Genomic DNA, 13133 nt, shown 5'->3' on the forward strand with positions numbered 1-13133 from the left:
ACCTATGGCCAGCCAGGATTGGTTCGATAAGGACTTCTATAAGACGCTCGGCGTCGCCAAAGACGTCAGCGATGCGGAACTGAAGAAGACGTATCGCAAGCTCGCGCGCAAGCATCACCCGGACTCCAATCAGGGTGATGCCAAAGCCGAGGCGAAGTTCAAGGAGGTCAGCGAGGCGTACTCGGTGCTCTCCGACGCGGAGCAGCGCAAGGAGTACGACGAGATCCGGGCGATGGGCTCGGGCGCCCGTTTCACTTCAGGCGGCGCGGGCGCCGGCGGCGGCTTCGAGGACGTGTTCAGCCGATTCGGCCAGGGCGGCCGCGGTCAGAGCAACGCTGACTTTGAGGACATCTTCGCGATGTTCAATCAGGGTCAGCCGCAGGGCGGATCGTTCGGAAACGGACGCTTCGGCCAGACCAGTGGCGGGTTCCGCGGCTTCGGGGGGCCTCAGAAGGGTTCCGATGTCACGGCGCGCACGACGCTCGACTTCGCCACCGCTGTGCAGGGTGAGACCATCTCGCTGCAGGGCGAGGACGGCAAGCCGTTCAAGGTGAAGATCCCTGCCGGTGTCGCTGACGGACAGAAGATTCGTCTGCGCGGTCGGGGTCGACCCTCGCCGGACGGCGGGGAAACCGGTGACATCGTCGTGACGATCAAGGTGCGCTCGCATCCGGTCTTCACGCGTGACGGCCTAAACCTGCGAGTGACTGTCCCGGTGACCTTCACCGAGGCGACGCTTGGGGCGACGATCGAGGTGCCTACTCTGGGCGGCGACATCGTCAAGCTCCGGGTGGCACCGGGCACGCCGTCCGGTCGTGTGTTGCGTGTCAAGGGACGCGGAGTCAAGACCTCGAAAGGCACCGGTGACCTGCTCGCCGAGCTGCAGGTCGCCGTCCCGACCCACCTCGACGACGCAGCCAAGGAAGCGCTGCTCGCCTTCCAAGCGGCGGAGCCGAAAGAGAACCCGCGCGCGGAGATGATGGCAAAGGCCCAGGCCTGATGATGACGAGTTCGAACTGCGGAGGTGATCATGATGGTCGAGGATGAAGACGCCCCGATCTTCGCGATCGCCGTCGCAGCCGAACTCGCCGCGATGCATCCGCAGACGTTGCGCCAGTACGACCGCATCGGACTGGTCATTCCCGGGCGCACCCGTGGCGGCTCGCGTCGTTATTCTGCACGCAACATCCAGCAGCTGCGTGAGGTTGCGCGCCTCAGTGCCGAGGGCATGAGCCTTCCGGCGATCGCACGCCTGCTCGATCTCGAGGATGAGGTGCGGATGCTGCGCAGCCGAGTCGTCGAGCTCGAGACGTCGCTGCGGGCGGAACGCGAGAACCGTCCGGGTGTGCGAGTCTTCGCTGCGGGGGCCGGCGGTGTCATTCCGGTTCTCAGCGGTCGCCGCATCCGCCGGTCCACCGATGTGGTGCTGTGGCGCCCCGGCGGGCGCACCGAGAGCTGAGGCTGCGGGGGCGTCGGCGCGCCACCCGTTTCCTGTTCAACAAGCGCAAATGGCTGCATTCTCCTCTGAGATGCAGCCATTTGCGCTTGTCGGAGCGCGCGAGGACGCGGGCGACGTGCCTTTTCCCATACGCAGGGCATAGTGCGGTAGCCTGATCGCGACAATGTTAACTGTAGACATTCATGTCGACGGGGCGGGAGCAGCATGGCCACCAGACTTCAACCGGTGAAGGTCGTCCGTGAAGCGCTCGGCACCCAGGTCGCTAATCATATTCGTGACGCGATCGTCCGAGGAGACCTGGGCGCTGGCGAGCGTCTGGTCGAAACGGAGTTCGCTGACTCCCTGAACGTCAGCCGTGGCCCGGTGCGTGATGGTTTCCGTATCCTCGAGTCGGAGGGCCTGATCGCCAAACAGGGTCAGGGTTATCTCGTCCAGAGCCTCGATGAGCGTGACATTCGCGAGCTTTATTCTCTGCGCGGGGCGCTGGAGTCCTTAGCGACGTCGATGACCATGGCGTTGGAGAAGACTCCCGATCTGGACGCCATGCGTGCCGTTGTCGAGGCGATGGGCAGGGCCGCGGATGATCGCGATTCGGACGAGTTCGCCCGGGTCGATGTCATCTTCCACAGCATGCTGTGCGATCTCTCCGGGCACCGCAGGCTTGCCGCCGTGTGGCGCCAGTACGAACCGATCACCATGGCGCTGCTTCGCGTAACCGTGCTCGTGGACGATGACCTGCACGTCACGACTGCGCGCCATGCGCTGCTGATTGATCTGATCGAGGCCGGCGACAGCGCCGCCGTGCTGGCCGAGTTGGAAGATCACCTCGACGGTTCACGCGAGCGCATGCTCGAGGCATGGCGGACCTCTGCCGCGCGGAGGTCGCCGGCGTGACCGTTCTCGATGTCACCGGGCCAAGCGTCCGCAGATTCCGAGAGCGGCTCAGCGAACGAAGCCCGATGAGTGGTGCCTGGGTGTTCCTCGATGACGCCGTTACTGCCCAAGTGATGGCGCGTGCAGGGTTCGACTTCATCACGATCGATCTTCAGCACAGCTATTCGACGATGAGCTCTGCGGATGCCCTGGTCGAGGCAGTGCGGCAGGGGGGAGCGCCAGCGATTGTGCGCGTCCCCTGGAACACCCCCGACCTGATCATGCGGTCACTCGACCTCGGTGCCGATGGAGTGATTGTGCCAATGGTCAACAGCGCGGCCGAGGCCGAAGCTGCCGCCAGCGCGTGTCACTATGCGCCGCGTGGCACGCGTAGCTGGGGTCCGCTGTGGCAGGGAGTGCACGAGAGCTTCCCCGATCACGAAGAAGGCGACCGCACGGCAGCCTGCATTGTCATGATTGAGACCGCCGCGGCGTACGCCGACATCGATGCGATCGCCGCAGTGCCGGATGTCGACGCCGTGTATATCGGGCAGAACGATCTCTCGCTTAGTGCCGGACTCGGCCGACAGACATATGCGGAGTCTCCGCAGATGCACGCGATGATCGAGCACATCATCGAGCGCAGTCATGCTGCAGGGACCGCAGTGGGTCTGGACTGCAGCGGCGCCGACGCGGCCCGCTACTGGCGTGAGCGCGGGGTCGACTTCGTCATCGCGGCGAACGATGTCGCGTTGCTGGGGCAAGCAGCGGCGGCGGCCGCCGCAGATCTCCACCGGGGCTGAGTCCCCCCGCATCCGCATCCGCATCCGTCTTCGCATCCGCATCCGCGTGTGCGTCTCCAGCGTGCGGCGACGTCTCCGTTCACTGTTGACTGTCAACAGTGAACACTGCTACGCTCGGCCCCGTCAGTCCTATCTGCACTCACGACAACTCGCACTCAAAGAGGAGCAAAGATGCCTATCAAGCGCATGAACCGCGTGCTGGCAGCCGCCGCGGTCTTCACATCAGCAGCACTGGTTATGTCCGGATGTACGAAGGTCGACGAGGGAGGCGACGCCGCATCGTCCTTCCCCGAGAAGGACATCCGCCTGATTATCCAGGCCAACCCCGGGGGTGGCTCTGACCTGTCGTCCCGCGCGCTCGCCACCCAGCTCGAGGGTATTCTCGACGTCAGCGTGATCCCGGAGAACATGCCTGGCGCTGCCGGCGCGCTTGCGATGGAGTACGTCGCGGAGCAGGATCCCGACGGCTATGTCATCGGCTTCGGTCCCGTCGAGATTGCGATGCTCAACACCACGCAGGACGCGAACGTCCTTCCGGAGAACTACGACCTGCTCGGGCAGATCATGCTCGCGCCGGGCGTCATCACCGTCTCCGCCGCCAGCGATGTGCAGACACTGGAAGACCTCGTCGCCAAGGCGAAGGCCACTCCCATTACCATCGCCAACTCCGGCGCCGGCTCGATCTGGGAAGCCGCCAGCATCGCCTTCGGCACCGAGACCGGCGGCCAGGTCACCCCTGTTCCGTACGATGGCGGCGCGCCCGCAGTCGCTGCAGCGGCATCCGGAGAAGCGGATGCAGCAGTCTCCGGGCTTGGCGAAGCGCTTTCACAGGGAGATGCCGTCCGCATCCTCGCCGTGCTGAACGATGAGCGCCACCCCGACGCGCCTGACGTCGAGACTGCAGAGGAGGCCATCGGCGCCGATCTCGTCTTCGGTGGCTGGGGTGGAATCTACGCGCCCGCCGGTCTCCCGGAAGACGTGCACGCCACGCTCGAGGCAGCGATCAAGGAAGCTGTCGAGTCCGACGCCTACACGAAGTTCCAGGAAGACGCCGGAAACCTCGTCGTCTACCGTGACTCGGCCGAGTTCACCGAGTTCGTCGACGACCAGTTCACTCTGTTCCAGGACCTGCTGGGTTGACACCATTGACGGAGGCCGGGAGAAAATTCCCGGCCTCCGTCCCCCGTCCTCGTCGAAGGAAGCACATGTCATCTTCTGAAGTCGCAGACAGCGACGAGTATCAAAGCGCGCGGCCATCGCGGGCGCTTGAGATTGCGTTCGCCGTCGCCGCGGTCGCCTTCACCGCCGGGTATCTCGCCTTGTCGACGCAGATCCACCTGCGTCGTGAAGTGGCGGCCGGGCAGATCGACGCCCGCTTCTGGCCCATGCTGCTCGGCGTGACGGGCGTCGTCATCGCCATTGTCATTCTGGTTTTCGCGATCACTCGACCGGCTCCGGGCCGTGACGACGTCGAACGCATTCAGCCCGGTGGCGTGACCCGCGTGATCTTGACGCTGGTGATCTCGACCGTCTTCGTGGCGCTGTGGTCACTCGGCTCGATCATCGTGTTCGGCTACCGCATCGAAGTGTTCCCGATCGCTGCCTCACTGCTCATGGCCGCGCTGATGCTCGTCTACGGGCACCGGCGCTGGCTGAGCCTCATCATCTACACCGCTTCTCTCACCGCGTTCATCTACGTCGTGTTCGGAATGCTCTTGAGGATCCCGCTATGACCCCGTTCCTGGAGGGGCTCGACTCGCTCCTCGACATCTCGATCCTGCTCTACATGCTCGTGGGCCTGCTGCTCGGCTTCATGGTTGGCGCCTTCCCCGGAATCACGGCCACGATGGCGGTCGCGCTCGCTGCAGGCTTCACGATGACGCTCGAGCCGGTGCAGGGCCTGGCCGTTCTGCTCACGATCTATGTCGCCGCGAACTTCGGAGACCGGGTCCCGTCGATTCTCATCAATACGCCGGGGACACCGGCATCAATCGCGACGACACTCGATGGCTACCCGATGGCCAAACAGGGCAGGGCAGGCCTCGCGCTGACGATGTCCGCACTGGTGTCGGCAGTCGGTATCCTCGCCTCGCTCGTGCTGTTCGCCGTCGCGGCCGTGCCGATCGCGAGCTTCGCTCGTGACTACTTCAAATCACCTGAGCTGTTCGCCCTTGTGATCTTCGGCATCGCGATCATGATCGGTATCTCGTCGAAGTCGATGCTCAAGGGCATCCTCGCCGGGCTGTTCGGTCTCATGCTCGGCACGGTAGGCACATATGCCGCTACCGCGGACAAACGCTTCACGTTCGGCTCGCTGGATCTCGTCGAAGGCCTGAACTTCATCGCGGTCATCATCGGCCTGTTCGGCATCGCTGAGCTGTTTGATCAGCTGCTCACCTATCGCAAGAACAATGTGCGTCCGATCTCGAGCCTGGGTCGCTGGTGGCCGAACAAAGCGGAGTTCAAACAGAGCGGTCGCGCCACTGCGGTCGCCGGAACAGTCGGCCTCGGCGTCGGTCTCATCCCGGCAGCAGGCGGAGACATCGCCGGACTCATCGGTTGGGACCGTGCGCGCAAAGTGTCGAAGCATCCAGAGGAGTTCGGCAAGGGATCGATCGAGGGTGTCGCGGCATCCGACACGGCTTCCAGCGCGACGCTCGGCGGATCGCTCACGACCACGATGGCGCTGGGAATCCCTGGCGACTCGGTGATGGCGGTGATGATCGGCTCGATGATCATCTGGGGGATCACACCCGGCCCGTCGCTTTTCACCGAGCGACCGGATCTGGTTGTCTCGATCGTCGGCATCATGCTGATCGCCACCCTGCTCTCGCTGGGGCTGAGCCTCGTGCGTATGAAGGGCATGGTGAAGCTCCTCGATGTGCCGCAGCCATACCTGTGGAGTGGCATCCTGATCTTCTGCATCATCGGCACCTACGCCACCTCGAACAGCCTCGCCACGGTCGTCACGATGCTCGTGTTCGGTGTCGTCGGCGTGCTGCTCAAGCGGATGCAGGTGCCCGCCGGGCCCGTGGTGCTGGGCCTGCTGCTCGGTCCGCTCGCCGAGGAGAACCTTGCCCGCACGCTTGCGATCCTTCCGACGAAGCCGTTCTTCGAGGTGGTCAGTCCGATCGCGATCGTGTTGCTGGCGCTCGCCGTGCTCTCGATCGTGATGCCCGCCATCCGGGCCGCGCGCAAGCCGCGTGCCGAGCGTGCTTCGTTCGCCGACTCGGTTCTGGACACCGAGAGCCTGACGCAGATCGCGAAGGCACATGACGAACTTGCCGCTGATCCCGACCTGCTCACGTCGACGGTGCGCACCCCCGATTCATCCACGCGGCGCGGCTTGCGCCGAAAGTCTAAGGAGAACAAGAAGTGACCCGCTATGACATCCTGACCGCCGTCCCCACTGCGTTTCACCGCGATGGGACTCTTGACCTCGACGGCTCGCGGGCCATCTTCGAGTTCGTCGGGAAGTCCGGCAACGAGGGCGCGTTCATCCTCGGCACCACGGGGGAGTTCCCTGCAGTAGATGCCGCGGAGTTCAGCTCGCTGGTCGAGGCGGCGCTCGAAGAGCTCGCAGACAAGATGCGCGTGGTCGTGCACGTCGGCCAGCCCAGCGCGTTCGAGGCAGTGCGCCTCACGCGCGTTGCCCGGGAGCTCGGTGCGACGGAGTTCGCGGCCCTCACCCCCTACTACCTGCGTTCGACCGACGACTCGATCTTCGACTATTACCAGGCAGTTTCGGATGCTGTCGGCGACGGTCGTCTGTACGTCTACATTTACCCGGCGCGCAGCGGAAACCCCGTCTCGCCCGAGCTGCTGGTACGACTTTCGGCGCTGCCGAATGTGGTCGGTGCGAAGATCAGCGAGCTGTCACTGGATGAGATTGCTGCCTACCGCGCGGCCGTTCCCGCTGACTTCGACCTGTACACCGGAGCCGATCGCGACCTGATCGCTGCCGTCGCGGTGGGGGCGCAAGGTGTGGTGTCCGGCGTTTCGTCGGTAACTCCGAAGCCGTTCCGTGCGCTGGCGGACGCCGGACGCTCCGGCGATGCTTCGGCGATCGCCGAGGCCCAGAACTCCGTCGACGATGTTGTCTCGCTCATCGGCGGCGACATGGCTCGTATGAAGGAGGGCTACCGCGTGCTCGGCGTGACCGACACGCACTGCCGTATGGCCATCGCCGAGCCGACGGACGCCGAGCGCACCGATGTGCGCCGGGTTGTTGAGTTGTATCGCTGACGCATCACGTCGAGAACCCGAAAACCGTCCTTCCCCAGCCACGGGAAGGACGGTTTGTGCGTTCTGGAATCAGACGAACCGGACCCAGTTCGCGCCGCGGCCGGTCTCAGCCTGCTGGAGAAGTTCGAGGTCATCGCCGTGGACGGCGTAGAGCGAGACGGTGGTGGATTGCTCGCCGGTGGCCACGAGATACCTGCCATCGGGGCTGCCAGCGAATCCGCGCGGCTGGGGCTCGGTCACAGTGAAGCGCTCCGGAGCTGAAACGGATCCATCGTCGGACACCGTCACCGCGCCCAGCGTGCTTTCCGTGCGCTCCGTCGCCCACAGGTGGCTGTCGCCGGCAAAGTGGATGTCGGCGCCCCAGATGTAGTGGTTCGCCACCGGGTCGGCGCCGAACACGCTGTGCCCGAGCTCCTTCGTCGTGTCGTAGGCGGTGCTCGCGCCGTGAAGCTCGAGTCGGCCGGTCTCGATGTCACGCGTGAAGTGGAGCACCTCGCCGGAGAATTCGGTGAGCACGTACACGGCATCTTGCGCGTCGTTCAGCACGAGATGCCGCGGTCCGCTGCCGTCCGGAGCCGCCACCGTCTCCGGCGTGAGAGGTGCAAGCCGGGCATCGTCGGCCACCGCGTACTGCGCGACGACATCTGCGCCCAGCGACACGAAGTACGCGAAGCGGCCGTCTGCGCTCGGCAGCACCGAATGCAGATTCGGGAACTCCACCTTCGATACCGGATCGCCCACGACGCCATCCGCGATCGAGCAGCTGATGCCGTAGCCACCGCCGTAAGACGCGCCGAGCAGGCCGGTGCCGTTGCGCGTGAGCGCAAGGTAGTTCATGCCTCCGTTGGGGAGGTCGAGCCGCGACTGCGGTGTGAGCTGTCCGCTCGCACGGTCGAGGGACAGCGTCAGGATGCCAGCGGGTTCACCTTTCACCCCGGCATAGACGAGGTCGCGGGCAGCGTCGACCGCGAAGGTCGAGCATCCGATGATCCCCTCGGTGACGGCCAGGCGTTCGAGTCGTTCGTCAGCGAGCTGGAAGGTGCTGATGGAGTTGTCGCCCGCATTGGCGACCAGGACGAGCGCGGAGTCGGTCATACCTTGATCGTAGGGCGCGTCGGCCTCAGCGGGTGCAGAATGACGGGGCAGCAATCGGTTTCAAGAATGACGCTCAGCGCGCGTTGCCAGGCGATACTGTTCACACACGAAGAGTGAGGGAACACCTTGGGAGGTGCTCGTGTCCACGATCTACGACGTCGCGAAGCTCGCGCAGGTCTCGCCGGCGACGGTGTCGCGCGTGTTCAACGGCACGAGCGTCTCGGCCCAGAAGGTCGAGGCGGTGCGTGCCGCCGCGAAGCAGCTGAAGTTCACGCCGAATCGCACAGCGCGTTCCCTGCGCCGACAGAGCTCCGAAGTGATCGGCTTGGTAATTCCGGACATCGAGAACCCGTACTTCACCGAGATGGCGCGCGGAGTCGAAGATGTCGCCTCCGAGGCGGGATACTCCGTCGTGCTCTGCAACTCCGACTCGGTGCTCGAGAAGGAAGCGACCTACCTCGGCATCGCGATCGCAGAACACATGTCGGGAGTGATCATCGCGACAGCATCCGATGAATCAAGCCTCGACACGATTTTGGCCACCGGGCGACCTGTTGTCGCCGTCGACCGCGACACCGGGTACGAGATCGACAGTGTCGTGATGGCCAACCGGGCAGCAGGAGCAAGCGCCACGCAGGACCTCATCGATGCGGGTTACGAACGCATCGCCTACATCGGCGGCCCGCAAGAGATCGATACCGCCGCAGAGCGCGCCGACGGATGGCGCGATGCCCGGACCAAGGCGGGGCGCCGGGCTGACGATGACCTCATGCGGTTCGCAACCTTCCGCGTCGATGGTGGACGGGCTGCGATGGAAGAACTGCTCGCGCTTCCCGAACCGCCCGATGCCGTCGTCGCGGGCAACAACCTCATCGGAGTCGGCGCGATTCAGGTGCTCACCGAGCACGGACTCACACCGCCGAAAGTCGGCGTCGCTGTCATCGGATCGCTGCCGTTCACCACGCTCTCGCCAACCGCGGTCACGGTGGTGCGCCTCCCCGCGCGGCACATGGGCGTGACTGCCGCCCGGATGCTGCTGGAGCGGATCTCCGGCGACACGCAGCCCGCGCGCACCGTTGTGCTGCGCAATGAACTCCAGGCCGCCAGCGCGACGCGCTAGCCCGGCGCGCCGGCACCCCGCCCGCACCCGTATCGCACACCGCACCCGGCCCCCGCATCCCAACTGCTCCGGTCGCATTTGGTGCTGCTCTGAATGCGGAATAGCGACATCAAATGCGACCGGAGCAAGGGGCAGCGAAACCATTGCGAGCTGAAATCGATTTCAGGTAGACTCGCCACACGCGCGATCAAGCACACACGATCAAACGCGCGATCAAGCACACGATCGAACACGCGATCAAGCACCGCGATCAAGGAGGACCCATGCGCTGCACGCTCGGCGTCGACGTCGGCACGTCCAGCACCAAGGGCGTGCTCGCAGCCGAAGACGGCGCGATCCTTGCAACGGTCACCCGCGCACACGATGTGAGTCGTCCACACACCGGTTGGGTCGAGATGGACGCGCACATCTGGTGGGACGAGTTCGTCGGCATTGCCGGTGAACTGATCACGACCCTTCGGCAGGCCCAGAGTCCGGAAGCCGTCGAGATCACCGCGGTCGGAGTCAGCGGAATGGGGCCCTGCGTGCTGCTCACCGATGAGGCCGATGAGCCGGTGCGCCCCGCGATCCTGTACGGCGTCGACACGCGCTCCGGCGCCCAGATCACGCGCATGACCGAGGAACTTGGCATCGACGAGATCACCCGCATCGGCGGCTCGACGCTCACCTCCCAGGCGGGCGGAGCGAAGATCGCCTGGGTCGCCGACGAGGAACCGGATGCCTTCGCCAGGGCGGCTCGCCTGTTCATGCCGGCATCGTTCCTCGCTCGAAAACTCACCGGCGCCTATGTGCTCGATCACCAGTCCGCGAGCCAGACCTCACCGCTCTACGACATCGAGAACGAGACCTGGTACGAGCCGTGGTGGCAGCAGTACGCCAGTACGATCGAGCCGCCTCAGCTCACCTGGGCGGGTGAGATCGCCGGCACTGTCGCCAGCGAAGCGGCTGAAGCAACCGGCATCCCGGCCGGCACTCCCGTCATCACGGGCACCATCGACGCGTGGACAGAAGCGGTCAGCGTCGGCGCACACGGGGTCGGCGACCTCATGCTGATGTACGGCACGACGATGTTCCTCGTGGCGACCGGCGAGCAGACGCTGCGTACCCCCTCGATGTGGACGACCGCCGGGGCCTTCCCGGGCACCCGTAATCTCGCCGGCGGCATGTCGACGTCGGGCGCCCTGACCGCCTGGCTGAAGGACCTCACGGGTTCCGACTACCCGGAGCTGCTTGCCGAGGCGGAGGCATCCGGTCCCGGCGCCAACGGCCTGCTCATGTTGCCGTACTTTGCGGGTGAGCGCACGCCGATTCAAGATCCGGATGCCCGCGGCATCATCGCAGGCCTCACACTGCAGCACAACCGTGGCGACCTGTACCGCGCAGCTCTCGAGGCGACAGCCCTGGGAGTTCGCCACAACGTCGAGACCATGCGCGCGGCCGGTGCGGATATCCGCCGAATCGTCGCCGTCGGCGGAGGAACGCAGGGCCAACTCTGGCTGCAGGTCGTCTCCGACGTCACCGGGCTGGTGCAAGAGGTCCCCGCCACCACGATCGGCGCAAGCTACGGGGCGGCGTTCCTGGCAGCATCCGCCATCGCCGGCGAAAACCACGCGGACAAACCGGTCATCACCGACTGGAACCCGGTCACGCAGACAATCACACCGAATCCCGACCTTCGCGACTTCTACGACACCCTGTTCGACCGTTATGTGCGGCTGTACGAGGGCTCGAAGGACGTCATCCACGAACTGGCCGTCGACCAACGCGACGCCTGAACCGCCACCACCAATGGAGAGCAGCATGAGCTACACCCTTCCCGCGCCGGCTACGCGTCCGGCATCCGTCCCGAAGACCGCGTACCTGATCACCTCTGGCGATCTGCGCGAGGCCGCCAACGTCGGTGGCTGGCCGACCCAGGTTGCGCTCGAAGCCGGCGTCACCGGCGTCTTCAACGAGCTCGGCTGGAACGTCATCCGCGCCTTCGATGTCGACCCCGCCACCGGCCACGGTTTCATCTCCAGCCAGCGCATGGGCCTTGAGGTCTTCAAGAACATCCCGGCGGATGCCCCGCTGATCGTCGCCATCGCCAACTGGCAGTACTCGCACCACGTGCTCGCGGGCCTCCGCACCCACGAGGGTCCGATCCTCACCGTCGCGAACTTTGCCGGCGACTGGCCCGGACTCGTCGGCCTGCTCGGCCTGAACGCGGGCCTGACGAAGATGGACAAGCCGTACTCGTCGACCTGGTCAGTCGACTTCACCGACGACTGGTTCACGGCCACCCTCAGGGAGTGGACCGAGACCGGAACGATCACGCACGACTACTCGCACGTCCGCGCTCTTCCCGCGCTGCCGGACAGCCCGGAGAAGGAGCTCGGCCAGGCGCTTGCCGCGCAGCTGCGCGACGAGAAGGCCATCATCGGCGTCTTCGACGAGGGCTGCATGGGCATGTACAACGCCATCTTCGATGACGAGATGCTCAACCACACCGGCATCTACAAGGAGCGCCTGTCGCAGTCGGCCCTGTACGCCGAGATGCTCAACGTCGCTGAGGAAGAGGCGGATGCCGCCTTCGACTGGCTCGTCGAACGGGGGATGACGTTCCACTTCGGTGAGGATGGTGCCACCGAGCTCACCCGCGAGCAGGTGCAGTGGCAGATGAAGATGTACATCGCTGCTCTGCGCATCTCCGATGACTTCGGATTGGATGCTGTCGGCATCCAGTACCAGCAGGGGTTGAAGGACCTCGTTCCGGCATCCGACCTTGCCGAGGGCATCCTGAACTCCACTGAGCGCCCGCCGGTCACCTCGCGTGATGGCAAGCGTGTGCTGCACGAGGGTCGCGCGTTCCCGCACTTCAACGAGGCGGATGAGGGTGTCGCGGTCGACGCTCTGGTCACCGACCGTGTCTGGCGCGCGATGGGTCTCGTGCCCGACAACACGCTGCACGACGTGCGCTGGGGCGAGGACTACAACGGCGAGTTCGTCTGGGCGTACGAGATCTCCGGTTCCGTGCCGGCATCGCACCTCGGCGGCTGGGACAAGGCCGAGGGCTGGCGCCAGGGCCATGTCTTCTTCCCCGCCGGCGGTGCCACGCTCAACGGCGTCTCCAAGCCCGGCGAGATCGTGCTGTCACGCGTGTTCATCGCTGACGGCATTCTGCAGGCGGACATCTTCCGTGCATCCGTCGTCGAATTGCCGGAAGAGGAGACTCAGCGCCGCAAGGCCGCGACGAACGAGGAATGGCCGCTCGCGAACGTCGTGCTGCACGGCGTCTCGCGCGACCAGTTCATGGCCCGCCACAAGGCAAACCACGCGCAGCTCGTCTATGCACCGGATGCTGACACCGCTGACCGTGCCCTGATCGCGAAGGCAGCGATGTTCGACGGCATGGGCATCAAGGTCAACCTGATCGGCGACGTCAAGATCTGACCGGCTGCTGGGAGGACTCCCGCGCGAGAATTGCTTTCCCGCATGAGACAGGGCGTAGTACGGCCTGTCTCATGCGGGAAACTGTTTTTCGTGGATGCTGCGCCCA

General features: G+C 65.1%; 12 protein-coding genes. 11 read left to right on the plus strand and 1 reads right to left on the minus strand.

From position 1 onward, the window contains the following. The first annotated feature begins 4 nt into the window (after positions 1-4). From ACW5CM_RS01415 to ACW5CM_RS01450, 8 genes are all read left to right on the plus strand, one after another. Positions 5-1000: a DnaJ C-terminal domain-containing protein gene (locus tag ACW5CM_RS01415; protein ID WP_457123906.1), complete on the plus strand. Its 996-nt coding sequence runs from the start codon at positions 5-7 to the stop codon at positions 998-1000. A 30-nt stretch (positions 1001-1030) separates the two neighbouring features. Then, positions 1031-1459: a heat shock protein transcriptional repressor HspR gene (locus ACW5CM_RS01420; RefSeq protein WP_439255235.1), complete on the plus strand. Its 429-nt coding sequence runs from the start codon at positions 1031-1033 to the stop codon at positions 1457-1459. Between the two features lie 204 nt (positions 1460-1663). Then, on the plus strand, positions 1664-2353 hold the full coding sequence (locus ACW5CM_RS01425) for a GntR family transcriptional regulator (RefSeq protein ID WP_457123907.1): 690 nt from the start codon (positions 1664-1666) through the stop codon (positions 2351-2353). Continuing rightward, a complete protein-coding gene (locus tag ACW5CM_RS01430; RefSeq protein ID WP_457123908.1) occupies positions 2317-3135 on the plus strand; it encodes an HpcH/HpaI aldolase family protein in 819 nt (272 codons plus the stop codon). The genes ACW5CM_RS01425 and ACW5CM_RS01430 overlap by 37 nt, the downstream gene beginning before the upstream one ends. 171 nt (positions 3136-3306) lie before the next feature. Further along, positions 3307-4275 carry a tripartite tricarboxylate transporter substrate binding protein gene (locus tag ACW5CM_RS01435; protein WP_457123909.1) on the plus strand — a complete coding sequence of 323 codons (969 nt, stop codon included), beginning with the start codon at positions 3307-3309 and terminating at the stop codon, positions 4273-4275. A gap of 65 nt (positions 4276-4340) precedes the next feature. Further along, positions 4341-4868 (plus strand): tripartite tricarboxylate transporter TctB family protein, encoded by a 528-nt coding sequence (locus ACW5CM_RS01440; protein WP_457123910.1) that lies wholly within the window; start codon positions 4341-4343, stop codon positions 4866-4868. Next, a complete protein-coding gene (locus ACW5CM_RS01445) occupies positions 4865-6514 on the plus strand; it encodes a tripartite tricarboxylate transporter permease (RefSeq protein ID WP_457123911.1) in 1650 nt (549 codons plus the stop codon). Before ACW5CM_RS01440 ends, ACW5CM_RS01445 begins: the two co-directional genes overlap by 4 nt. Next, positions 6511-7380: a dihydrodipicolinate synthase family protein gene (locus ACW5CM_RS01450; protein WP_457123912.1), complete on the plus strand. Its 870-nt coding sequence runs from the start codon at positions 6511-6513 to the stop codon at positions 7378-7380. Before ACW5CM_RS01445 ends, ACW5CM_RS01450 begins: the two co-directional genes overlap by 4 nt. A gap of 69 nt (positions 7381-7449) precedes the next feature. Here ACW5CM_RS01450 and ACW5CM_RS01455 read toward each other — a convergent pair whose 3' ends face one another. Continuing rightward, complete coding sequence (locus ACW5CM_RS01455; protein WP_457123913.1) at positions 7450-8475, minus strand: lactonase family protein; 1026 nt, start codon at positions 8473-8475, stop codon at positions 7450-7452. A gap of 139 nt (positions 8476-8614) precedes the next feature. Here ACW5CM_RS01455 and ACW5CM_RS01460 point away from each other — a divergent pair, with 139 nt between their 5' ends. From ACW5CM_RS01460 to ACW5CM_RS01470, 3 genes are all read left to right on the plus strand, one after another. Next, positions 8615-9595, plus strand: a complete 981-nt coding sequence (locus tag ACW5CM_RS01460; protein ID WP_438253925.1) for a LacI family DNA-binding transcriptional regulator — start codon at positions 8615-8617, stop codon at positions 9593-9595. A gap of 263 nt (positions 9596-9858) precedes the next feature. After that, positions 9859-11370 (plus strand): FGGY-family carbohydrate kinase, encoded by a 1512-nt coding sequence (locus ACW5CM_RS01465; RefSeq protein ID WP_457123914.1) that lies wholly within the window; start codon positions 9859-9861, stop codon positions 11368-11370. 25 nt (positions 11371-11395) lie between these two features. Further along, a complete protein-coding gene (locus ACW5CM_RS01470; RefSeq protein ID WP_457123915.1) occupies positions 11396-13027 on the plus strand; it encodes a fucose isomerase in 1632 nt (543 codons plus the stop codon). The last annotated feature ends 106 nt before the right edge of the window (positions 13028-13133 follow it).

It is taken from the genome of Microbacterium wangyouchuni, assembly GCF_054072595.1.

What these genes read in the sequence shown, in the direction of transcription:
- ACW5CM_RS01430 (WP_457123908.1), top strand. Translation starts at nt 2,317, where the DNA reads ATGGCGGACCTCTGCCGCGCGGAGGTCGCCGGCGTGACCGTTCTCGAT.
- ACW5CM_RS01435 (WP_457123909.1), top strand. Translation starts at nt 3,307, where the DNA reads ATGCCTATCAAGCGCATGAACCGCGTGCTGGCAGCCGCCGCGGTCTTC.
- ACW5CM_RS01445 (WP_457123911.1), top strand. Translation starts at nt 4,865, where the DNA reads ATGACCCCGTTCCTGGAGGGGCTCGACTCGCTCCTCGACATCTCGATC.
- ACW5CM_RS01415 (WP_457123906.1), top strand. Translation starts at nt 5, where the DNA reads ATGGCCAGCCAGGATTGGTTCGATAAGGACTTCTATAAGACGCTCGGC.
- ACW5CM_RS01440 (WP_457123910.1), top strand. Translation starts at nt 4,341, where the DNA reads ATGTCATCTTCTGAAGTCGCAGACAGCGACGAGTATCAAAGCGCGCGG.
- ACW5CM_RS01420 (WP_439255235.1), top strand. Translation starts at nt 1,031, where the DNA reads ATGATGGTCGAGGATGAAGACGCCCCGATCTTCGCGATCGCCGTCGCA.
- ACW5CM_RS01455 (WP_457123913.1), bottom strand. Translation starts at nt 8,475, where the DNA reads ATGACCGACTCCGCGCTCGTCCTGGTCGCCAATGCGGGCGACAACTCC.
- ACW5CM_RS01425 (WP_457123907.1), top strand. Translation starts at nt 1,664, where the DNA reads ATGGCCACCAGACTTCAACCGGTGAAGGTCGTCCGTGAAGCGCTCGGC.
- ACW5CM_RS01465 (WP_457123914.1), top strand. Translation starts at nt 9,859, where the DNA reads ATGCGCTGCACGCTCGGCGTCGACGTCGGCACGTCCAGCACCAAGGGC.
- ACW5CM_RS01470 (WP_457123915.1), top strand. Translation starts at nt 11,396, where the DNA reads ATGAGCTACACCCTTCCCGCGCCGGCTACGCGTCCGGCATCCGTCCCG.